At 50.6% G+C, this 22,840-nt stretch carries 16 protein-coding genes; 14 read left to right on the top strand and 2 right to left on the bottom strand.

Annotated elements, in window-relative coordinates; all coding sequences use genetic code 11:
* Positions 1–2: 2 nt before the first annotated feature.
* Both M3087_RS07620 and M3087_RS07615 read right to left on the bottom strand, forming a co-directional pair.
* A complete protein-coding gene (locus M3087_RS07620) occupies positions 3–947 on the bottom strand; it encodes a hypothetical protein (protein ID WP_249094789.1) in 945 nt (314 codons plus the stop codon).
* Between the two features lie 136 nt (positions 948–1,083).
* A complete protein-coding gene (locus M3087_RS07615) occupies positions 1,084–2,820 on the bottom strand; it encodes a glutamine--tRNA ligase/YqeY domain fusion protein (RefSeq protein ID WP_022385785.1) in 1,737 nt (578 codons plus the stop codon).
* 709 nt (positions 2,821–3,529) lie between these two features.
* On the opposite strand from M3087_RS07615, the gene M3087_RS07610 reads away from it, so the two are divergent.
* The 14 genes from M3087_RS07610 to M3087_RS07545 all read left to right on the top strand — a co-directional run bounded on the left by M3087_RS07610 (position 3,530) and on the right by M3087_RS07545 (position 22,800).
* Complete coding sequence (locus M3087_RS07610; RefSeq protein WP_249094787.1) at positions 3,530–6,100, top strand: DUF5686 and carboxypeptidase-like regulatory domain-containing protein; 2,571 nt, start codon at positions 3,530–3,532, stop codon at positions 6,098–6,100.
* Positions 6,101–6,181: 81 nt separating this feature from the next.
* Positions 6,182–7,450 (top strand): replication-associated recombination protein A, encoded by a 1,269-nt coding sequence (locus tag M3087_RS07605; protein ID WP_106485076.1) that lies wholly within the window; start codon positions 6,182–6,184, stop codon positions 7,448–7,450.
* Between the two features lie 62 nt (positions 7,451–7,512).
* Positions 7,513–8,466, top strand: coding sequence for a D-2-hydroxyacid dehydrogenase (locus tag M3087_RS07600; RefSeq protein ID WP_249094785.1), 954 nt, complete (start codon positions 7,513–7,515; stop codon positions 8,464–8,466).
* A gap of 32 nt (positions 8,467–8,498) precedes the next feature.
* Positions 8,499–9,125 carry a trimeric intracellular cation channel family protein gene (locus M3087_RS07595; protein WP_249094865.1) on the top strand — a complete coding sequence of 209 codons (627 nt, stop codon included), beginning with the start codon at positions 8,499–8,501 and terminating at the stop codon, positions 9,123–9,125.
* Between the two features lie 282 nt (positions 9,126–9,407).
* Positions 9,408–10,343: a magnesium transporter CorA family protein gene (locus tag M3087_RS07590; protein WP_249094782.1), complete on the top strand. Its 936-nt coding sequence runs from the start codon at positions 9,408–9,410 to the stop codon at positions 10,341–10,343.
* 5 nt (positions 10,344–10,348) lie between these two features.
* On the top strand, positions 10,349–11,392 hold the full coding sequence (gene corA / locus M3087_RS07585; protein WP_249094780.1) for a magnesium/cobalt transporter CorA: 1,044 nt from the start codon (positions 10,349–10,351) through the stop codon (positions 11,390–11,392).
* A gap of 194 nt (positions 11,393–11,586) precedes the next feature.
* Positions 11,587–12,786 carry a pyridoxal phosphate-dependent aminotransferase gene (locus M3087_RS07580; protein WP_249094779.1) on the top strand — a complete coding sequence of 400 codons (1,200 nt, stop codon included), beginning with the start codon at positions 11,587–11,589 and terminating at the stop codon, positions 12,784–12,786.
* An 87-nt stretch (positions 12,787–12,873) separates the two neighbouring features.
* Positions 12,874–14,118, top strand: coding sequence for an ABC transporter permease (locus M3087_RS07575; protein ID WP_249094777.1), 1,245 nt, complete (start codon positions 12,874–12,876; stop codon positions 14,116–14,118).
* A gap of 211 nt (positions 14,119–14,329) precedes the next feature.
* Positions 14,330–14,839, top strand: a complete 510-nt coding sequence (locus M3087_RS07570; RefSeq protein ID WP_022385776.1) for a hypothetical protein — start codon at positions 14,330–14,332, stop codon at positions 14,837–14,839.
* 552 nt (positions 14,840–15,391) lie between these two features.
* Positions 15,392–16,330: a fimbrillin family protein gene (locus tag M3087_RS07565; RefSeq protein ID WP_249094773.1), complete on the top strand. Its 939-nt coding sequence runs from the start codon at positions 15,392–15,394 to the stop codon at positions 16,328–16,330.
* Between the two features lie 29 nt (positions 16,331–16,359).
* A complete protein-coding gene (locus M3087_RS07560; protein ID WP_249094771.1) occupies positions 16,360–19,863 on the top strand; it encodes a fimbrillin family protein in 3,504 nt (1,167 codons plus the stop codon).
* A gap of 21 nt (positions 19,864–19,884) precedes the next feature.
* Positions 19,885–20,793: a fimbrillin family protein gene (locus M3087_RS07555; protein ID WP_249094769.1), complete on the top strand. Its 909-nt coding sequence runs from the start codon at positions 19,885–19,887 to the stop codon at positions 20,791–20,793.
* Positions 20,794–20,977: 184 nt separating this feature from the next.
* Positions 20,978–21,889 carry a DMT family transporter gene (locus tag M3087_RS07550; protein WP_022385772.1) on the top strand — a complete coding sequence of 304 codons (912 nt, stop codon included), beginning with the start codon at positions 20,978–20,980 and terminating at the stop codon, positions 21,887–21,889.
* A 14-nt stretch (positions 21,890–21,903) separates the two neighbouring features.
* Complete coding sequence (locus M3087_RS07545) at positions 21,904–22,800, top strand: EamA family transporter (RefSeq protein WP_022385771.1); 897 nt, start codon at positions 21,904–21,906, stop codon at positions 22,798–22,800.
* Positions 22,801–22,840 lie beyond the last annotated feature (40 nt).

Here is a 22,840-nt window from a genome sequence, read left to right as displayed (position 1 = left end):
GTTTAAGGATTATAGCGGTCGAACAGTTTGAGCAGGAATTCCTTGACTTCTGTGTTGCTCAAGTTCATGGGCAGACAGTCATGAAAGGCACGGATGATATTCCTGTAGTCGTCTCCGTTGTTTGCCGGGTCAAGCTGACCGATAAAATAGCCATAAAGCGGTTTATAATCCAGTTCCAGACAGCAACGTGCCATGTAGGGGAGTTGTTCGCACCGCTCCTCGTCCGTACGGATCTGGCAGTAATAGTCAAAGGCTTCCAGGTAGAACTGGCGGATATGGAATTCGTAGCCAAAGATACCGAGGTAGTAATCACGTTGAGGGTCGTCATCCGCTTTGAGAAGCGCTTTTTCGAAGTAGCGTCTGGCCTGGTCGTATTCATGCCTGCACATCAGCAGGCGTCCGTACATCATAAAGAGGTTGGCATCTTCAGGATGGAGGTGTATCAGTATATTGATTACTTCGTGGAGGGTACTGAAGTGCTGATGAACCCATAGTGCGTCGATGATTGGGTCATAATCTGTTGTCGTTGCCTGTGGGTCTCGGATGAGTTCCCAGTCCAGCTCTCCTTCGAAGGGAATATCCTTTTCCAGCTCTTGGATTTCTTGAGAGAGGGAAGTCTCGATTTTTACGTTGTCCAGCAGCTCGAAGTGGTCGACAATATTCTGTAGTTCACTGTCCTCAGGGTGCTCCACGCAATATTTTTGCAGGAAAGCCTTGCCTGCCTGTTGCTTTTTGGGGTCCTGCGTCGCCAGATAGGCAATGTGCTTCTTGCACTTTGCACTCTCCCGTTCGGGTTCGAGAGCCAAGGCAAACTCGTATGCTTCGATAGCCTTGTCGACCTGCTCTGCCTGGATGTACATGTCTCCGAGGTCCTCCCATAATTGGGGTGAGTGTGGTGCTTCGTCTAGTTGTCGTTCCAGAATCTGGATAGTTTCTCTTGTCTTCATGTTGGTCTACAATGTAGGTAATAGGTTATGAGGGTGAAAAGTTGAAGAGCCAACAAAGAGGGGAGGACATGTTCCCATGCAGGGGGATTGTGTTTACAGTCCGTTAGGCTTCCTTGTTGGCTCGTCAATCTTATGCTCATTTGTTCATCTTGCCCCAAGTGTCCTTGAGTGACACGGTACGGTTGAAGATCAGATGGTCGGGGGTGGAGTCCTTGTCAGGAGTGAAGTAGCCGATGCGTTGGAACTGGAGGTAGTCCAGCGGCTTCTTGCCGGCGGCATACTTCTCCACGTAGCAGTTGGTCAGGATGGTAAGCGAATCCGGGTTGATCATCTCCTTCATGGCATCGAGGGCAGAGCAGTTCTTCGCTTCCCGTATGGCAGCCATTTCGTCACGCGGATTCTCTACTTTCCACAGACGGTCGTACAGACGTACTTCGGCAGGCACACAGTGTGCGCAGCTCACCCAATGGAGGGTGCCTTTTACTTTCCGGTTGCTATCAGGCATCCCGCTCTTGGTCTGCGGGTCGTATTCGCAGTAGACTTCTTCAATCTCACCGTTTGCATTCTTTTTGCATCCTGTACATTTCACGATGTAGGCATTCTTGAGGCGTACTTCCTGTCCCGGTGTCATGCGGAAATACTTCTTGGGTGCATTCTCCATGAAGTCTTCACGCTCCATCCACAGTTCCCGTCCGAATTCGATGGTGTGAGTCGGTGAATTCGGGTCTTCCGGGTTGTCAATGGCTTCCATCTCTTCCACTTGTCCTTCGGGATAGTTGGTGATGACCAGTTTGACGGGGTTAATGACAGCTGATACGCGTGTCGACCGTGCATTGAGGTCTTCCCGGACGGCACTCTCCAACAGGGCGAGGTCATTCAGAGCATCGTAGGTCGTATAGCCAATCTTGTCCACAAAGTTACGGATAGATTCTGGGGAGTAACCACGACGGCGCAATCCGCACAAGGTCGGCATGCGGGGGTCATCCCATCCGCTGACCAGTCCCTCTTTCACCAGGGTGAGCAGGTTTCGTTTACTCATGAGGGTATAGTTCAGATTGAGCTTGTTGAATTCAGTCTGACGGGGACGATTGTCATCAAGGTCTTTACCTTCCTTCAACCAATCGATGAACAAGTCGTAAAGAGGACGGTGCGATACGAATTCCAAGGTACAGAGTGAGTGGGTTACTCCTTCGAAGAAGTCGCTTTGTCCATGTGCAAAGTCATACATCGGATAAGCCTTCCACTGGTCGCCGGTGCGGTGATGGGGAGTCTTTACAATGCGGTAGATGATGGGGTCACGGAAGTGCATGTTCGGGTTTGCCATGTCAATCTTTGCACGGAGTACGGCAGAACCTTCCTCCAGCTCACCGCTGTTCATCTTTTCAAAGAGAGCCAGACTCTCTTCAATGGGGCGGTTGCGGTAAGGGCTTTCCACTCCCGGTTGGGTCGGTGTGCCCTTCTGTTCGCTGATGACTTCAGCCGGCTGTTCATCGATGTAGGCTTTGCCTTCCTTGATCAGGCGCACAGCGAAATCCCACAACTGCTGGAAGTAGTCAGAGGCATAATATTCATGCCCCCATTTGAAGCCCAGCCATTCGATGTCCTCTTTGATGGCATCCACGTATTCAGTATCTTCTTTGGTAGGGTTCGTATCGTCGAAGCGGAGGTTGCATACGCCATTGTGCTTGGCTGCAATACCGAAGTCCATGCAGATGGCTTTGGCATGTCCGATGTGTAGATATCCGTTAGGTTCGGGCGGGAAGCGGGTCTGTATCCTTCCTCCGTTCTTACCTTCTTGCAAGTCTTTCTCAACCATTTGCTCGATGAAGTTCAAGCTTTTCTTCTCTACTGTTTCCGATGTTTTTTCAGTCATAGTAAGTCATTGTTATCTAATTGGCAGCAAAAGTAATGATTCTTTTTGGGATGCAGTTTATTCCGTCTTAAGTTTTTGAGTTCTTAAGTTCTTTACGTCTTTAACTGTACGCGTACTTTCTGTTTGTCTGTCCCTGGTCGTTCCGTTCGTCTTATCCTTACCTTTTATAGAAGGTCGGCAAGGCGGATCGGATATTGCATTTGCGTCACAATTTTTTTCCGACGGATGTACACGGTTCCTGTATTTTTCTGCTATCTTTGGAGCATCTCATGGCAAAGGAAGAAGCCCAATTGTTAAAAAGACACTTATCCATGCAAAACATGTTTTTTAACATGAAAATATATTTGGATACTATAAAAAAAGGGTGTTCCTTTGCAACGTTATCCTGAAAACAATCTTTTTACCTTAAAAAAACTAATACCTATTGAAAACTTAAAACGGGTGCTTTGGGAAAAGAGCCCGTTTTTTTATGCCTCCAGGCACGTGGTAAGGGACATCGTGTGCTTTCTTTCGTGTAGGCATTTACGGAAGTTTGTTAATCTGTTTTTATATCCAGGAATTTGTATAATCCCATACAAACAGAGTGTCTGGACACTGTTTTCAAGAATTCAAGGCTCATGTTATTAATAGTTAATCTGATTCGGCTTTTCCCTGATATTGTTCGCGAAGGATTACTTTTGCCAATTCATCCTTTACAATGCTAACTAAGATGACAAGACGTGATGTACATAAGATAGGTCTGATCGTATGGTTGATAAGTATGTTTCTGCCTTTGAATGCACAGATTCGTGGAGTGGTGGTTGACTCCTTGACTCGGGAAAAGTTGCCTTACATATCCATCTCTCATGAAGGACGGGGAGTGGGGCGTACAGACAACAGTGGAGACTACTATGTCCGGATTGGAGAGGACTGGCATTCATTGACTTTTTCAGCCGTTGGTTATAAGTCGAAGACTGTTGCCATCATTCCGGGAGAAACCAAACGTCTCAATATTGAGCTGGCGCCGGATAATGTACTGTTGCAGGAGATGGTCGTGCGTCCCGGACGGGAACGTTACCGGAAAAAAGATAATCCGGCTGTGGTGATGATGCGTAAGGTCATTGCTGCCAAGAAGCGGAACCGTTTGGAGGACAACGATTATTACCGCTATCACAAGTATGAGAAGCTGAACATTTCTTTGGATGATATCAATCCCATGTCGCTGAACAAGGGAGTACTGAAGAAGATGCCTTTTCTGTTGGACCAGTTGGAAGTCAGTCCGGAGGGGGATAACCTGGTTCTCCCGGTCTCGGTCAAGGAAACCTCTTCAGAGGTGCTCTATCGCAAAGACCCGCGTCGTGAGAAGACCCTGGTAGAAGGCGTCCGTTCGTCGGGAATTGACGATCTGTTCCACTTGGGTGATGTTGTCGATGAAGTGTTGCAGGACGTATTTGCCGACGTGGATATCTATGACAACAGTATCTACCTGTTGCGTAAGAAATTTGTCAGTCCGATTGCTGACGGTGCCATCTCCTTCTATAAATATTATATCATGGACACGACTTACGTGGAGCGTGAGAAGTGTTTTCACCTGACATTCGTACCCTATAATTCCCAGGATTTTGGCTTTACCGGTCATCTGTATGTCCTGGCAGACTCTTCGTACACGGTGCGTCGGTGCATCATGAATCTGCCGAAACATACCGGGGTGAACTTTGTGGAAGACTTGTCCTTGAAGCAGGACTACGAGAAGATGCCTAACGGCTATTGGGGCTTGTCTGTAGATGATATGTCTACCAAAATCTATCCGTTCAAGAAATTCCAGGGAGCGGTCGTGCGGAGGTTGACACGCTATTCGGATTTTTCGTTTGACCCGATTGATGAGAAGGCTTTCGGAAATGCCCGCAAGGAGGAAATGCGTCCGGATGCTTATCTGAAGAACGAGGGGTTCTGGCAGGATGCCCGTTCACTCCCGTTGACCCAAAAGGAAGCAGAGATGGATCATTTTGTAGATAATCTGCAGAAGACTCCCGGTGCCAAGCCTGTCATCTGGATTCTGCGACTGTTCGCTGAGAACTATGTGGAAACCGGTTCCGAGAAGACGCCGAGTAAGATTGACATAGGACCTCTCAGTACGGTCGTATCCAGTAATTATGTCGATGGATTGCGCTTGCGTATGGGAGGAGCTACGACTGCGAACCTCCATCCTCATCTCTTTTTCAAAGGCTACTATGCTTATGGGTTCAAGGACCACCGTTCCAAATACATGGGCGAAGTGGAATATTCTTTCGAGAAGAAGGCCTATATGCCTTTTGAGTTTCCGCGTCATTCTGTGGCACTGACTTATCAGTCGGATGTGATGTCTCCGCTTGACAAGTTCCTGACGATGGACAAGGATAATATGTTCGGTTCGCTTAAGACTACTACCGTGGACCAGATGATGTATTTCCGCAAACTTGCTTTTCGGTATGAGTATGAATCGTTCAGTGGTTTCTCGACCAAGCTGGAGCTGCGCCGTACCGTTGATGAACCGACCGGCAAATTGCAATACATACTCAACGACGGGAATGCGACGCCTACGTTGGTTGACCGCTTGACTACAACCGAAGCATCCGTCACCTTGCGCTATGCACCGCATGAGACCTATATTAATACCAAGCAGTCCCGTCGTCCGGTGAACCGTAATGCCCCTGTCTTCACTTTGGGACATACCGTGGGATTGAAAGGGGTGATGGGAGGCGATTATTCCTATCACCTCACGGAAGCTTCCATCTACAAGCGGCTTTGGCTTTCGTCGTGGGGCAAAATGGACATCACGCTGAAGGCGGGTGCGCAGTGGAACAAGGTTCCTTTCCCCTTGCTGCTGATGGCGCCTGCCAATACTTCGTATTTCCTTCAACGGGGCAGCTTCAGCATGCTCACCAATATGGAGTTCCTGAGCGACCGCTACGCCTCCATTGATGTGGATTATGACATGAACGGTAAAATCCTTAACCGCATACCTTTCCTTCGTCGTCTGAAATGGCGTGAACATTTCGGAGTAAAGGCATTCTACGGAACGTTGACCGACAAAAACAATCCCAGCCTCAACCAGGACGGAAGCCTCTATCTCTTTCCTGTGCGGGATGGTGAGCCGTCAAGCTTCATCATGGAGCACGGAAAGCCCTATGTGGAGCTGATGGTGGGAGTACATAACATATTCCGTCTGTTGCAGGTGGATTATGTGCGTCGTGTGAATTACCTGGACCATCCCGGTGTCCATAAGCACGGTGTCCGCCTGGCAGTGAAGCTGACGTTCTAGCGAAGTTCGGGAAAGAGACGTTTGAATGGCATTTGAATAAGGATTGAACAACATACCTAAAACATTAAAACCAACTGAGACATGCAACCATTGGCAGAGCGTATGCGTCCAAAGACCTTGGACGAATATATAGGGCAGAAACATCTGGTAGGCCCCGGAGCCATTTTGCGCAAGATGATTGACTCCGGACGTATCTCCTCGTTCATCTTGTGGGGACCACCCGGGGTGGGGAAGACGACGTTGGCACAAATCATTGCCCATAAACTTGAAACACCTTTCTACACATTGAGTGCGGTGACGTCGGGTGTGAAAGATGTCCGTGACGTCATCGAACGTGCGAAGAACGGACGGTTCTTTTCGCAGGCGAGTCCGATTCTGTTTATTGACGAGATTCACCGGTTCAGCAAATCGCAGCAGGATTCGTTGCTGGGCGCAGTAGAGACAGGGGTCATCACACTGATTGGGGCGACGACCGAGAATCCTTCGTTTGAAGTCATACGACCGCTGCTGTCGCGTTGCCAGCTTTATGTACTGAAGTCGTTGGAGAAAGAGGACTTGCTGGAGTTGCTGCACCGTGCCGTCACGCAGGACGTGGAACTTTCCAAACGTGCCATCGAGCTGAAGGAAACCGATGCCATGCTCCGTTATTCCGGGGGAGATGCACGCAAGTTGCTGAATATCCTGGAACTGGTCGTTGAAGCAGATTCAGACGAACCGGTGGTCATCACTGACGAGAAAGTTGTGGAACGTCTCCAGCAGAACCCGCTGGCCTATGACAAGGATGGCGAGATGCATTACGATATCATATCTGCCTACATCAAGTCCATTCGGGGCAGTGATCCCGACGGAGCGTTGTACTGGCTGGCACGTATGATTGAGGGGGGAGAGGACCCTGCCTTTATTGCCCGGCGCTTGCTGATTTCCGCCGCGGAAGATATCGGCTTGGCAAATCCGAATGCACTGTTGCTTGCCAATGCGGCTTTTGAAGCGGTGATGAAAATCGGATGGCCTGAAGGACGTATTCCTTTGGCGGAAGTGACGGTTTATCTGGCTACCAGTCCCAAAAGTAATTCTGCTTATGAAGGAATCAACCGTGCATTGGAGCTCGTGCGTCAGACCGGCAATCAGCCTGTCCCGCTCCATTTGCGCAATGCGCCGACCAAACTGATGAAGCAGTTGGGGTATGGGGACGGGTATAAATATGCCCATGATTATGAGGGACACTTCGTAAAGCAACAGTTCATGCCCGATGAGTTGACAGAGGCACGCTTGTGGCAACCGCAGGCCAATGCTGCTGAACAAAAGCTGAAAGACCGGATGCAGGCTTTATGGGGTGACAAATATAAATAAACGACTGCTCCTCCCTCCCGGAGGATGCAAGCAAGTAACAAACATAAAACGGAGAATTTGAAATGAACATTGTTATATTAGATGGTTATTGCCTCAATCCCGGTGATTTATCATGGCAGGGTTTTGAAGAGTTGGGACTATGTAAGATTTATGACCGCACCCGGCCGGAAGAGGTGTTGGAACGGGCGAAGGGAGCCGAAATACTGATTACAAACAAAACGGTTCTGGATGCCGACATCATGGATAACCTGCCTTCCTTGCGATACATTGGTGTGTTGGCAACAGGCTATAATGTGGTGGATATTCAGGCCGCAGCCCGTCATGGTATTACCGTGACCAACATACCTGCCTACAGTACGGACTCTGTGGCGCAGGCGGTCTTTGCACATATCTTCAACATCCTGTATGATATCTCGCACTACACGGAACAGAACCGGCGAGGTGTATGGCAAGCGAAAGGGGACTTCTGTTATTGGGATACCCCGTTGGTGGAACTGGCCGGCAAGCGAATCGGCATTGTTGGAATGGGCAATATCGGACGGGCGGTGGTGAAACTGGCGAAAGCGTTCGGCATGGAGATTTATATATGTACTTCGGCGAACATCAACCGGCTGCCGGCAGGGACTACCAAAGCGGAGCTGGAAGTATTGTTCCGGGAATGTGACATCGTGACCTTGCACTGTCCTTTGCGTGCTGATAATGCAGGCATGGTCAATGCTGCCTTGCTCAATTCCATGAAGCCTACGGCTATTCTGATTAATACGGCACGTGGACAACTGATTAACGAACAGGACCTGGCAGACGCGTTGAACGCGGGTAAGCTTTATGCCGCCGGTCTCGACGTGCTTTCTTCCGAGCCTCCTGCCGGGGATAACCCGTTGCTTACGGCCCGCAACTGTTACATTACGCCTCATATTGCCTGGGCAACGCTCGATGCCCGTACACGATTGATGGAGCAGGCTGTAACCAACCTGAAGCAATACTTGAGAGGTGCCCCCGTGAATGTAGTATCCTGATTCTTTTTTAACTGCAACTAAACATGATGTACATACCTACCTTTGTGCAGGTCCTTGAGTTCATCGGGACCTTTGCTTTCGCCATCAGTGGCATCCGACTTGCTTCTGCCAAACAGTTCGATTGGTTTGGTGCCTATGTCGTGGGCGTGGCGACCGCTATTGGCGGCGGAACCATCCGTGACCTGATGCTTGACGTGACTCCTTTCTGGATGACAAATTCCATTTACCTGATCTGCTCCGCCCTGGCGCTTGTTGGTGTCATCCTTTTCGGGAAGTTCCTCATCCGTCAGCAGAACACGTTCTTTCTGTTTGACACCATCGGTCTGGCTTTGTTTACCGTCGTGGGAGTAGAGAAGACCTTGGCGCTTCATTTCCCGTTGTGGGTGGCAATTATCATGGGTACCATAACCGGAGCTGCCGGCGGTGTCATCCGGGATGTGTTTATCAATGAGGTCCCGTTGATTTTCCGTAAGGAGATTTATGCCATTGCCTGTGTCATCGGGGGGCTGGTTTACGGCTTGTGTCATTGGCTGGGACTGGCGATGACGGTGACCGAGCTGGTGAGCGGTGTGAGTGTCTTCATGGCACGCATCCTGGCTGTGAAGTATCATTGGGCGTTGCCGGTACTTAAGGGAGACACTCCTTCCGGAAACAAATAATTTTAGGTTTTCCTGCGAAATAGAATCCGACGATTTTACGTACTTTTGCGGCAGTTTTAACAAGTCAGACTTTATGGACGACCCTTATTCGCGAGAACAGAATACAGATTATTAATCATCGGCAGGGCTTTTCCTTTAAATCATTCATGGGAAGGACGGCACTGCCGAACAGAACTATGAATGATTGAGCTTTCGTGAGCTTCGGTTTACAAGAAGGAGGGACAGCTTCTCGTCTGGAGGTAAACCGGACCTTTGCGGAATGAAATGAAAGGAGGCTATAAGATGAGACAATATCTTTATTGCGAGTCGGCCGGTTTTGTGGAAAAAACCGAATGGCAACCCAATAGCTGGGTGAATGTAGTATGCCCGGACCAGGCAGACTTCAAGTTTCTCACCGAGACATTGCATGTTCCCCAATCTTTTTTGGACGATGTGGCTGATACGGATGAACGTCCCCGTACGGAAATGGAGGACAACTGGTTGCTCACCATCCTGCGTATACCGGTCCCCGTGCATGACGCACCGGACGGGATTCCTTTTACGACAGTACCTATCGGCATCATGACGAACAATGACATCATTGTTTCGGTCTGTTATTATCACACGGAGATGTTGCCTGATTTCATCGAGCATACACGTCGTAAGAATGTTTTCGTACGTAATAAGCTCGATTTGATTCTGCGCCTGATTTACTCCTCGGCGGTCTGGTTCCTGAAATACCTGAAGCAGATTTACAACGATGTCAATGAGGCGGAAAAGGAACTGGAAAGAAGCATCCGCAATGAGGACCTGCTGCGTATGATGCGGTTGCAGAAGACATTGGTTTACTTTAATACCTCGATTCGTGGAAACGAAGTGATGATCGGGCGCCTGAAGTCCATTTTTCAGGATACGGATTTCCTCGATGTGGAACTGATGGAAGATGTACTGATCGAGTTGCGGCAGGCAAACAGTACGGTCAACATCTACAGCGACATTCTCACGGGGACGATGGATGCGTTTGCATCGATTATCTCAAACAATGTGAATGCCATCATGAAACGCATGACGAGCCTTTCCATTACGCTGATGATTCCGACATTGATAGCCAGCTTCTATGGGATGAACGTAGACATTCATTTGGACAGTTTTCCCCATGCCTTCGTGGCAATCGTTGCCGCTTCGGTCCTGTTGTCAGCTTTGACATTCATTGTATTCCGTCGGATTAAATGGTTTTAGACGCTATGAAGAACAATCTGTTGAGTGAACATCTGGTGTATAACGGCGAAAGTGAAACACCTACGCATTTCCATCTGTGTACCTACGATGCCAAGAGTTTTGAAGAAACGTCGGCGGACGATTTTGCTTCCATTGAGCAGAAGTTGCTTCCCGGACGCATCCACTGGCTGCAAATCCACGGACTGCGTAATACGGAGACGGTGCGTCGGGTATGTGCCCATTTCCAGATAAGCTTCCTCACGATGCAGGACATCCTCAATGTCGGGCATCCCAGTAAGATAGAAGAACGTGAATCCTACAATGTGGTCATCAGCAAATTGTCGGCTGTTCCTACTGATGAGGAGGACGGGGACATCCGTCAGACCCACCTATGTCTGGTGCAGGGCAATGGCTTTGTACTGACATTCATGGAGGAGGAGAACCGTTTCTTTGACGATGTAGTGCAGGCCATCCGTGGCAATATCCTGAAAGTCCGTGAGCGCAACAGTGACTTCCTGTTGAGTGTCCTGTTCAACAGCCTAGTGGGCAATTATGTGTCGGTGGTCTCACGCATTGATGATGACCTGGAGGTGTTGGAGTCTGCCTTGTTCGAGAACGCCGACGACCGGGATACGGGTATCCGCATTCGTCTCTTGCGGAAACAATACCTGGTGATGAAGCAGACGGTCTACCCCCTGAAAGAACAGTTTTCGAGACTGTTGCATTCCGATTCGGCCTTGTTGCAGAAGAATAACCGTGCCTTCTTCAATGATGTCAACGACCATCTGCTGTACGTTGTGCAGACCATAGACAGTTGCCGGGAGACACTTTCGTCCCTGATGGACCTTTATATTTCGAACAATGATTTGCGGATGAATGACATTATGACCCGTCTGACGGTTGTTTCAACCATTTTCATCCCTTTGACCTTCCTGGCGGGAGTGTGGGGGATGAACTTCAAGTGGATGCCGGAGCTGGATTGGCGGTATGGCTATCTGCTGGCATGGGGCATCATGCTGGTGCTGGGGGTTGCCGTAGCGCTTTACCTGAAGAGAAAGAAGTGGAAGTGAACGGTAGCGGAAGAACGGTGCATCATGGTCCGGTATGGGTTGTGCACTTTTGACAGGAAACAGTGCTTTCTCCTGTCTTATTGTTGCCCGGAAGAACAAAAATCAGGGTTTTGTTTGCCCGATTAGCCGTTAGCCCTTATCTTTGCACACCAATAACGGACATCAATAACATCAGTTACAATCAGAATCGTATCATGCCACAAATATCTATACGAGGAACGGAGATGCCCTCATCTCCGATTAGAAAGCTGGCACCTCTTGCTGAGGCAGCCAGACAGCGCGGAACCCACATTTACCATTTGAATATCGGACAGCCGGACTTGCCTACACCCCAAGTTGCTTTGGATGCGATTCGCAACATTGACCGTACGATTTTGGAGTACAGTCCCAGTCAGGGTTATCGCAGTTACCGTGAGAAGCTGACGGGATATTACCGGCGTTTTGACATTCATCTGGATGCCGACGACATTATCATCACGACCGGTGGGTCGGAAGCCGTACTGTTTGCCTTCCTGTCCTGCCTGAATCCCGGAGATGAAATCATTGTACCTGAACCGGCTTATGCCAACTACATGGCGTTTGCCATTTCGGCGGGAGCTGTGATCCGTACGGTCACGACGACCATCGAGGAAGGTTTTGCGTTGCCCAAAGTAGAGAAGTTTGAAGAGCTGATCAATGAACGGACCAAAGCCATCCTGATCTGTAATCCGAACAACCCGACGGGCTATCTCTATACACGTCGGGAGATGAACCAGATTCGTGATCTGGTGAAGAAGTATGACCTTTATCTTTTCTCCGATGAAGTGTACCGGGAGTTTATCTATACCGGTTCCCCCTATATTTCGGCATGTCATCTGGAAGGCATCGAGGACAATGTGGTACTCATCGACTCCGTGTCGAAGCGTTACTCTGAATGCGGTATCCGCATCGGTGCCCTGATTACAAAGAACAAGGCGGTACGTCAGGCTGTGATGAAGTTCTGTCAGGCCCGCCTGAGTCCTCCGCTCATCGGTCAGATTGCTGCCGAAGCCTCGTTGGAAACTCCCGAGGATTACCTGCGTGATACATATGATGAATATGTGGAACGTCGGAAATGCCTGATTGACGGACTGAACCGTATCCCTGGGGTTTATTCGCCCATCCCGATGGGTGCTTTTTACACGGTTGCCAAGTTGCCGGTCGATGACAGCGAGAAATTCTGCGCCTGGTGCCTGTCTGATTTCTCTTATGAAGGAGAGACCGTCATGATGGCGCCGGCTGCCGGATTCTATACGACACCCGGAGCCGGACGCAACGAGGTGCGCATCGCGTATGTCTTGAAGAAAGAAGACCTGATTCGTGCCCTGTTTGTACTTCACAAGGCGTTGGAAGCTTATCCCGGGAGGACGGAGTGAGCGGACAGCTGCAAATAAACCGGGACGGGGCTTTCTTTTTTACGGGAAACTTCCTTATTTTGTGCGACGTAAGAAACTCCTAGAACGATGAACTATAAATTCTTTCTGGCACGACGCATCTATGCCCAAGGCGAAAACAAACGTCAGGTGGCGAAACCTGCCATCCGCATTGCAATGATTGGCATGTCGCTGGGACTTGCCATCATGTTGGTGTCGGTGTGTGTGGTCATCGGGTTTAAGGATGAGGTGCGTTCCAAAGTCATTGGGTTCGGCTCTCACCTTCAAATCAGTAATTTCCGGGGAACACAATCCTATGAGACCTATCCCGTCTCGGCAAATGACACCCTGCTGCATCGGTTGGCCGATGTGCCCGGTGTGTCGCACGTGCAACGTTTCTCCACGAAGCCGGGCATTATCAAGACCGATGACAGTTTCCAGGGGATGGTATTGAAGGGTGTTGCCGGTGAATACCGGATGGATTTCTACCGACGTTACCTGCTGGAAGGAGAGATACCGGCATTTACCGACAGTGCGGCATCGAATCAGGTGCTGATTTCTCGTTTGCTGGCTGACAAGCTCCGGCTGAAGTTGGGAGATGCCATCTATACCTACTATATCAATGACAACGTGCGTGCCCGTCGGCTGAAGATTGCCGGCATCTATGAAACGAACTTTTCCGAGTACGACAAATTGTTCCTGATAGGCGACCTCTATACGGTCAACAGGTTGAACGGGTGGCAGCCGGACCAGGTGAGCGGCATCGAGGTCTCCATTGCCGATTATGACAAGTTGGAGGACATGCGTTACGATGTGGGCAAAGTGGTTGATACGTTGGTGGACCGCTATGGAAACACCTACTTCACACAGACGATTCGCGACCTCAACCCCCAACTGTTCGCCTGGCTCGACGTGCTGGATGTCAACGTCTGGGTCATTCTGGTCCTGATGCTGGGAGTGGCAGGTTTTACGATGATTTCCGGATTGTTAATCATTATCCTGGAACGTACGAATATGATTGGTATCTTGAAGGCACTGGGTGCCAATAATCGTTCCATCCGCGAAATCTTTCTCTACTTTTCGACGTTCATTATCGGCAAAGGCATGCTGTGGGGGAATGTCATAGCCCTTGCCTTCTGCCTTTCGCAGAAATACTTCCGTTGGATAAAACTCGATCCTGCGAATTATTACCTGGACGCGGTTCCCATTCATTTCAATGTGGGCTTGTGGCTGCTGCTGAATGTGGCTACGCTGATTATTTCGGTAGCCATCCTGATAGGTCCTTCCTATCTGATATCACGTATCCATCCGGCCAAGTCCATCCGGTTTGAATGAGGCGGATTGTTGTCATGTAATTGTATTCTTTTTGAAATATCTTATGGCTCATTGGGCGCTGCCTTTGTCATTTTGTCTTGATTTGTATGCCTATTGTCTTCTTTTTGTTAAAAGATGGTAATGAAAAGTTCAAGACATCCTTTTCTCTTTTATTTTTACATCAGAGATATGTCTAATGCCATAATAAAGTCCTTGCAGAAAGGCGAGAGCCATGAAAATTCAGTTTGTAATTAGAGAGAGTTTGAGTGACATCGTCGATCAACTCTCCAACTCCGACTTCTGGGCAACGGAGATTCAATGCTTGCCCGGCAAGAAAATCATCAGAATCAAAGACCATGCTTACGATTTGTCGGCAACGGCAGAAGTCTTGCCCAAAGAGATTGTCATCCACACGGCATGGTCGAACTTCACTTATCGTATTTTCCAACGTGACGGGAAGGTCTGCTGCGAATATGAAGGAGCCTTCCGTGGACTGTTGGATCAGAAGTTGTTGCCCCACCTGACTCCGGTTGGCAACATCCTCGACTATGTGGTGCTGGAAAGCTCGTTGTACCAGCCAGGCGAACAAAAAACTCTGCGTGAGTATGCCCGCGACAATGAACGGCAGCGCAGTCTGCGTGAACACAGCAAAGCTTCTTCGTCAAGTGTCGGAGGATATGCCGATAGGTCCTCAGCATACGGCTTTGCTCATTATATGAAGGAAGACTTGCCCTCCAGCTGAAATGATTTTTACAAATAGTACGATTCCGATTACCCCTTCTCTTGCTTTCGGCAATGCAGAGAAGGGGTAATTTATTTAATCCAACTTGCTCATTAGACCATTCAGGGGACAGAGCAATCTACCCGACGGCTAATGACCGATCGGGGCTTGAATGGTGCGTTGGGAGAGCCGGTCTCTGTGGTCTGACGCGGCAAAGACAGGGCTCTGGCAGGGGAAACGTAAGTGTTTGATAAACCAAGCCTGGGGTTTTGGCAGACTAAAGTACGGGATAGACCGGATTAAACCCCGGCTTAGACAGACCAAAGTATTATACTTAGGTAGGCTAAGTATAATACTTAGGGTGCCTAAGTATAATACTTTGGTCCATCAATCCCCAGGGCTTATCGGGTCAATCCCCCAGGGTTATTGGGTTAAACCTTTGTGTTGGGTTGGGAGAGGAACTGGGTTGTGTGGAGCTATTTTCATGTTTGGACTTAATTGAACCTTACTAAAAGTTGACCGTCGTGCGATAGTTTGCTACTTTTGTCATCCACTCATCAGAAAAGAACCTTTATGAAAAGAATAACAAATTGTATGCAGACGGTGGCAATGTGCCTGCTGCTGGGAGCCTGCTCATCGGGAGGAGGTGGAACTGACGAGATTCTTCCACCGTCGGAACCTGAACCTGAGAAACCCCTGCCCATTGCGTTGGACTGCTCTTCGACAGGTTATGCCGTGGCGCGGGCAACTGACGACGGCTTTGAGGCGGGAGATGCCGTCGGTGTGTTTGTGGTGAATTACGACCAGGGACAGGCGGGCGCGTTGCAGCCTTCCGGCAACCATGTGCACAACATGCGTTTCAGCTATGGCGGTTCCTGGACGCCTGACGAACCGATTTATTGGTCGGACAATCGGACCAAGGCGGACTTTTATGTATACTATCCTTATCGGCAGACGGTTTCTGTGCATGACCTGACAGTGGACGTCCCTGCCGACCAGTCGACACCAGCCGGCTATAAGTCGGGGTATTTCCTGTGGGGGAAAGCCGTCGGGGTATCTCCGACGAACCGTGCCGTGAGTGTGGCGGTCAATCATGTGCTCAGCCAGGCACACATCCTGGTCAAACCCGGAAATGGCTTTACGGAGGAGAGCCTGGCGGCGGCCGATGTGACGGTAACGCTCAACGGATTGCAGACACGCGCGTCTGTCGACCTGGCGACAGGGAAGGTGGTGGCAAACGGTAAACCGCAGGCTTTGCGTCCGCTGAAAGAACAAGCGGGCTACAAGGCACTCGTTGTCCCGCAGACGGTTGCCGTGGAAGGGTTGGTGACCATCACCGTCGACGGCAAGGATTATAACCTGACGCAGGGGGAACAGCCCTCCGAGATGACCTTCCGTTCCGGCTATCGCCATACCTTCACCATCACGGTCAACAAGACAAGTAATGGAATCAATGTGGGCATCGGCGGTTGGGAAGACGACGGAGTGGACCACGGGGGAGTGGCTGAATGAACATCGGATGAACAGAAAGAATACAAGCTATGAAGAACATCATTTATCATTATATGGGGATTCTCTGTCTCGTCCTGTTGGGCGGGCTGTCCGCCTGCAAGGAAGAGACGGTCCTGTCGGGACAGGCAGAAAGAGTGCCGATTACCCTGGCAGGAGAGATTGACCAGCTGGCACTGACGCGTGTGGACGACGGCGGTTTCTGTGACGGTGACGTCATGGGCGTGTATGTCGTCGATTACCAGGGGAATGTCCCCGGAATCTTGCAGGACGCCGGCAACCGTGCCACCAATGTAAAGCATACATTTGATGAGGCTGCCTACCGTTGGGATGCTGCCTACGACATCTATTGGAAGGACGAACATACTCCCGTCGACATTTATGGCTATTATCCGTTTGCTTCCCCCGGGGATGTCAATGCGTACGAGTTTACGGTACAGAAGGACCAGTCGCGTGCGGCCGAAGGAGGGGCACTGGGAGGTTATGAAGCCAGTGATTTCCTTTGGGGAAAAGCCGAGAAGATTGCTCCGACGGAGAAGGTCATCCGTCTGTCACTCCGTCACCGCATGAGTAATGCCCGCGTGACTCTGGCAAAAGGAGAGGGCTTTGCAGACGGTGAATGGGAGCGGCTGGAAAAGATGGTGCTGGTGAAGAATACCGTCCGCGATGCAACCATCGACCTGGCTACGGGGACGGTGACCCCCGTGGGGGACCCCGAAGAGACTGGAACCATCCCTTACACTCACGGGGGTGAATACCGCGCCATTGTCGTTCCACAGACGGTCCCTGCCGGGAAGGAGCTGTTCGTCCTGACTGTCGGTGGAGTCAACTATACCTTTAAGAAGGCTGACGATTTCACTTATCAGGCCGGCAGGATGCATAACTTCACCATCCGGGTGGACAAGAAAAGTCCGGCAGGAGAGTATGTGTTCACACTGACGGGAGAGTCCGTCACGCCGTGGGAGGCGGACCTTGCTTCGCATGATGCGACGGCGAAGGAGTACATCATCATTGATTCGGAAGCGGGGCATTTGCGGGAGGCCATCCTTGCTGCCAATAAGGATTTTCGTGAACTGCGTAACCTGAAGATTACCGGTGAGATAAACGGAGTGGACTTTTACTTCATGCGCGACTCGATGGACTATCTGCAGTTCCTCAACCTGAAAGAGGTCAAGATAGCCCGTACGGACACGTTGCTCCACTATGGTTCGGGTGCCTTGCAACGCCGTACGTACGATGAGGACGAGATACCCGAAGGGGCATTGGGAGGCAAGGAGAGCCTGTACCGCCTGATTCTGCCCGACCGCCTGAAAGTAATCAATTGTGCCGCCTTCGAAGACTGCAAGAACCTTTCCGGTTCGTTGACTATTCCGGAGGGTGTGACGGATATCTATGCCGGTGCTTTCGTAGACTGCCAGTCGCTCACGGGGACACTCACCCTGCCCTCTACGCTGAAACGGCTGGGGCACGGGGAGGAGAAGTATTGGTATGGCGGTCCGTTCAAGAATTGCAAGTTTGCCTGTGAGCTGAAACTGCCCACCGGGCTGGAGTACATTGGCGACAACTGTTTTGAGTTCTGTGCCAATCTGTATGGCAGCCTGCATCTGCCGGAGAACTTGCAACACATCGGCGATTATGCGTTTGCCGATTGTTCCGGACTGACCGGCAGCCTGGAGATTCCCCAAGGCGTGACGACTCTTATGGACAACGTGTTCGAACGTTGTGGCTTTGACGGGACCCTGCAACTGCATGACGGCATCACCACCATCGGCAAGCATGCATTCAGCAGATGCCATTTCAAGGGAGAGCTTGTCCTGCCGAAAGACTTGCTGGTGCTCAATGACTATGTGTTTGACGGATGCGACTTTTCGGGCGTGCTCGTCTTGCCGAAGAGGCTCCGTTCCATTGGAAACTATGTGTTCGGAAGTCCGGACGGGGGCTCCAACTGGCGTTTGTCGGGGATACTGGAAATTCCGGAAGAGGTACTGACCATCGGGCAGTATGCCTTCTATGAATGTAAGGGACTTGAAGGGATTGTCTTCTCTGCCGGGGTGGAGAGCATCATGAACAATGCGTTCTATATGTGTACCGGACTGGGCAGTATCGTTTGCAAGGGGACCGTTCCGCCTTATGTCCAGGGGAAAGCCTTTGACGGGGTGCCCAAGGACAACTTTGCCGTGGAGGTGCCCGAGTCGTCGGTGCAACAGTATCAGGCAGAACCGGGATGGAGTGAGTTCAAACGCATCACGGCTCATCATGAGCTGGTGTGCCGTCCTGCACTGGCTTGTGCTATCAATACCGAGTGCAAGCGTACGCTGGTGATTGACTCCGAGGGCGAGTGGACGGTGGACTCCATGCCGGACTGGTGCAGCCTGTCTGCTACGTCAGGCAACCGAAAGACCGAGCTGACACTGACCATCCATGCCATGAACCGAGGTGCACAACAGCGCACCGGCGAGATTGTCTTCCGTCTGACGGACAAGGATTATACCGCCCGATGCACTGTTTCCCAGTATGACTATGAATATGATGAAGATGAAGTGGTCACCTTGCAGCGTGCGACCAAGGGGAACGGGGTCAATCTGGTCTTCCTGGGAGATGGCTTCAACGCAGAAGACATTGCGCGCGGAGATTACCTGAAAGCCATGAAAGAGCAGGTGGAACATTTCTTCGCCATCGAGCCTTATACGACCTATTGCGACTACTTCAACGTCTATACGGCCATCGCCCTCTCTCCGGAGAGTGGAATCGGGACGGTCAATACAATCCGTTACTCCAAGTTTGGGACGACGTTCACGGGAGGAGTCGGTTTGCGGTGCGACTATGATGCCGTGTTCCAGTATGTGGTGGACATGCGCACTCCGGTAACCCGGGACAATCTCAACCGGACCTTGATTGTGATGACTCCCAACACGACCGATTACGGCGGCATCTGCCAGATGTGGGATGACGGTTCTGCCATTGCGTTCTGTCCCATGAGCGACTACGGTTACCCGTATGATGCACGCGGAGTCATCCAGCATGAGGCTGGTGGACATGGCTTTGGCAAACTGGGTGATGAATACATCTATCACAACGAATTCATAGACTTCTGTTCATGTACTTGTTGCGGACATGTCGAAGCCTTCAATGTGGCGAAAGCCAATGGTTGGTATGACAACCTGGCCCTGACGGGCAAGATGCACGAGGTGCCCTGGAGTCATCTCATCTTTGACGACCGTTATAGTGACATTGTAGACGTGTTCGAAGGAGGGTTCATGCACAATCGCGGGGTATGGCGTTCAGAGCAAAACAGCTGTATGAATAATGACATACCCTATTACAGTACCATCAGTCGCGAATCAATCGTGCGCCGTATCCTGACATACGCCGGTGAGGAATACACGTTCGAGAAATTTGTCGCCAACGACAAGCGCAGTGCCGGTGCTGCCACACGTGCTGTCGTTTCACCCTACGCCGGATATGGTGCCCGGGGAGCTCATTATGCTCCGCAGATACATCGGGGCTCGCCTTCCATCCGCCGTTCGGTTCAGTAGTAAGATTAAATGAGGAAAACGATGAAAACAGTTCTATTTTTGAGTATAGCCTGGACTTTCCTGTCGGTAGCAGCCTGCACCGGACAGGAGGAGCCGGAAATGATGCAACCGGAAAGCACGGCAGACAGGATGCGGTTTGACGTCCGCTATCCGGAAGTCGGAACAGTGCCTTCCCGGGTTACGGACAATCACTTTGACTCCGGTGACAGCATCGGTTTCTACGTCGCTGTCTCCGGACAGCCGTTGGAGCCGGCAGGCAACGAGGTGAACAATGCTCCGCTGACGTGGAAGGGCACCTCCGGTTGGCAGGCTCCCCAACCCATCTATTGGAATGGAGGGACGTATGACGTATTTGCCTATTACCCTTACACGTCGTCCGTCACTTCCGTTGACGACTATCCTTTTGAAGTTGAGTTGGACCAGAACCGTCCTGCCACCGATGTGCGTCCGGGCGGATACGAGGCAAGTGATTTCCTCTTTGCCTCAGCCCGTGGTCAGGAGGCCGGAACAGAAGCCGTGACCTTGCAGTTCCATCACATCCTGAGCAAGCTTCAGGTCCGTCTGATCAAAGGAGAAGATTTTGAAGGCGAGCTGCCTGACGATGCTGAAGTCTATATCCATCATACTGTCCCCTCGGCAACCATTGACCTCAGTGTGGGGATTGCCACAAAATATGCCTATGGGTCCGAGCAGACGATTCGTGCCCGTTCCTTGGGTGGGCATAAATATGCTGCCATTATTGTTCCGCAACGGCTGCCCGGTCGTCGTCCTCTGTTGGAAGTAGTCATGAAAGGAGTATCTTATTTGGTTGAAAGCAGTTTTGTATTTAAGCCGGGCATAGAGCATGTGCTCTCCGTGGTCATCGACAAGAACCCCGAACAGGTGAAGATAGAAATCGGCGGGGAGATTGAGGCCTGGGAGCCGGTATAGGCAGATGGCACCTCCAGTCCCGAGGTCCAGCCGGAAATTATCGGCGGGCGGGAAAAACAGTTTGACCGGGCATCCCGCCCTGCCTGATGATTCCGTGTTGTCGTCAGGCGAAAAATTCGGCAGATTCAGGGAAGGAGTTCCCATGAATATATGTACCTTTGCGGACTTTTAAATGATAGAGGTAATGTTTAGTGCTAAAACGAAAGGTTTTACGTGTGGCATCATAGCTGCCGTCACCTACGGGATGAATCCTTTGTTTACCCTTCCGTTGTATGAGGAAGGTCTGAATGCCGACTCCGTCTTGTTCTATCGCTATGGATTGGCAATTGTCTTGTTGGCCCTGTTGATGAAGTGGAAGGGCGAGTCGTTCCGGTTGCAGAAGAAGGAAATTATTCCTCTGGTACTTGCCGGGTTGATTTTCTCCAGTTCATCACTGCTGTTGTTTTTGAGCTATAACTATATGGATGCCGGCATTGCCTCGACCATCCTGTTCGTCTATCCGGTTCTGGTTGCTCTCATCATGATGATTTGCTTTCATGAACGCATCTCACCCATTGTGTGGGGAGGCATCCTGTTGGCTTTGTGCGGTATCTCATTCCTTTCAAAGGGTACCGACGGTGCTCCATTGAGCCTGGTCGGTCTGGTCTTTGTCCTGTTGTCATCCTTGTCATACGCCGTTTATATTGTGGGCGTCAACCAGTCCATCCTGAAAAATATCTCCATCATGCGCCTGACTTTCTATGCGCTGGTCTTCGGAGTTTTGATTTATGTCGTCCGCCTGGACTTCTGCATGAACCTTGTGCCGGTGCGTTCGGTCGGCGGATGGTGCAATGTGTTGGCATTGGCTTCACTCCCGACGGTCGTCTCGCTGATGTGTACGACCACTGCCATTCATCACATAGGCTCCACGCCGACAGCCATTCTTGGTGCCTTGGAGCCGGTCACCGCCCTCTTCTTTGGGGTAACCTTGTTCCATGAGCAACTGACGCCGAAGATTATGTTGGGTATTCTGATGGTTCTGACCGCCGTCACTTTAATAGTTGTAGAAAAACCGGTGCGCGAGCGTTTGAGGCAACGCCTGAGGCACCTGCGATAAAATTCTGTTTGTCTATGAAGTCAGTCAAAGGGCTTGTTTACGCGATTGTGTCGTCCGCAACATTCGGACTTGTACCTTTTTTCGCATTGCCGGCTATCCATGCCGGGGTGGCAGTCAATACGGTTGTGTTCCTCCGTTTCTTTCTCTCGTTCCTGGCAATGGGAGTCGTCCTGTTGATAAAGGGAACCTCGTTCAAGGTAACAAAGAATGAATATAAGATGCTGTGTCTGCTCAGTATCTTCTATGCGGCAACTTCCATGTTGCTGACGCTTTCCTACCTGTACATTCCCAGTGGGATGGCAACAACCATCCATTTCCTCTATCCGGTTCTGGTGACACTGATTATGATATTGCTGTTCAAGGAACGTGGAAATTGGGTCATTTACCTGGCCACTGCACTGGCGGTGGTCGGTGTAGGCTTTCTGGGCAATTCCGGTGAGGGGGCAAACTTCAATACCGTCGGGCTGACTCTCGCCCTGATAACGGTCTGCACGTATGCCACCTATATTGTAGGTATCCAGAAGTTCCGCTTACGTGACATGGACGGGCTGAAGATGACCTTTTACGTCTTGCTCAATTGTGCCATTATCTTCTTCATCAATGTTCTGGTTCAGGATGGAAGCTTTTCGCCTATCCCCGATGTCTCGACAGGCATTCATCTGGTCCTGTTGGCATTGGTTCCTACGCTGGTGTCCGATTTGACCCTGATTCTTGCCGTGAAGCGGGTAGGCTCCACGACGACTGCCATTTTGGGTTGTATGGAGCCGTTGACGGCAGTGGTGATGGGTGTGACCTTCTTGGGTGAGACGTGCAGTCTGTTGCAGGTTATGGGCATCGTCGTGGTACTGTTTGCCGTAATTCTGGCAATTGTGGGGACACAGTTGAAGCGTCAAAAGGAGAAAGCGGCTTGATGTTGCTGTTGGAAAACTGAAGGCTTTCAGGAGATAAATC

This window comes from Mediterranea sp. ET5 (genome assembly GCF_023337025.1).
Lineage (GTDB): Bacteria > Bacteroidota > Bacteroidia > Bacteroidales > Bacteroidaceae > Phocaeicola_A.
The sequence above is the reverse complement of the archived record's forward strand: the minus strand, read 5'-3'. Positions and strand labels throughout refer to the sequence as shown.

Excerpts from the sequence above, each read along its gene's own strand:
- M3087_RS07550 (WP_022385772.1), top strand. The coding sequence starts at position 20,978 with ATGTTTAGTGCTAAAACGAAAGGTTTTACGTGTGGCATCATAGCTGCC.
- M3087_RS07620 (WP_249094789.1), bottom strand. The coding sequence starts at position 947 with ATGAAGACAAGAGAAACTATCCAGATTCTGGAACGACAACTAGACGAA.
- M3087_RS07565 (WP_249094773.1), top strand. The coding sequence starts at position 15,392 with ATGAAAAGAATAACAAATTGTATGCAGACGGTGGCAATGTGCCTGCTG.
- M3087_RS07545 (WP_022385771.1), top strand. The coding sequence starts at position 21,904 with ATGAAGTCAGTCAAAGGGCTTGTTTACGCGATTGTGTCGTCCGCAACA.
- M3087_RS07570 (WP_022385776.1), top strand. The coding sequence starts at position 14,330 with ATGAAAATTCAGTTTGTAATTAGAGAGAGTTTGAGTGACATCGTCGAT.
- M3087_RS07555 (WP_249094769.1), top strand. The coding sequence starts at position 19,885 with ATGAAAACAGTTCTATTTTTGAGTATAGCCTGGACTTTCCTGTCGGTA.
- M3087_RS07560 (WP_249094771.1), top strand. The coding sequence starts at position 16,360 with ATGAAGAACATCATTTATCATTATATGGGGATTCTCTGTCTCGTCCTG.
- M3087_RS07610 (WP_249094787.1), top strand. The coding sequence starts at position 3,530 with ATGACAAGACGTGATGTACATAAGATAGGTCTGATCGTATGGTTGATA.
- M3087_RS07615 (WP_022385785.1), bottom strand. The coding sequence starts at position 2,820 with ATGACTGAAAAAACATCGGAAACAGTAGAGAAGAAAAGCTTGAACTTC.
- M3087_RS07590 (WP_249094782.1), top strand. The coding sequence starts at position 9,408 with ATGAGACAATATCTTTATTGCGAGTCGGCCGGTTTTGTGGAAAAAACC.
- M3087_RS07600 (WP_249094785.1), top strand. The coding sequence starts at position 7,513 with ATGAACATTGTTATATTAGATGGTTATTGCCTCAATCCCGGTGATTTA.
- M3087_RS07605 (WP_106485076.1), top strand. The coding sequence starts at position 6,182 with ATGCAACCATTGGCAGAGCGTATGCGTCCAAAGACCTTGGACGAATAT.
- corA (WP_249094780.1), top strand. The coding sequence starts at position 10,349 with ATGAAGAACAATCTGTTGAGTGAACATCTGGTGTATAACGGCGAAAGT.
- M3087_RS07580 (WP_249094779.1), top strand. The coding sequence starts at position 11,587 with ATGCCACAAATATCTATACGAGGAACGGAGATGCCCTCATCTCCGATT.
- M3087_RS07575 (WP_249094777.1), top strand. The coding sequence starts at position 12,874 with ATGAACTATAAATTCTTTCTGGCACGACGCATCTATGCCCAAGGCGAA.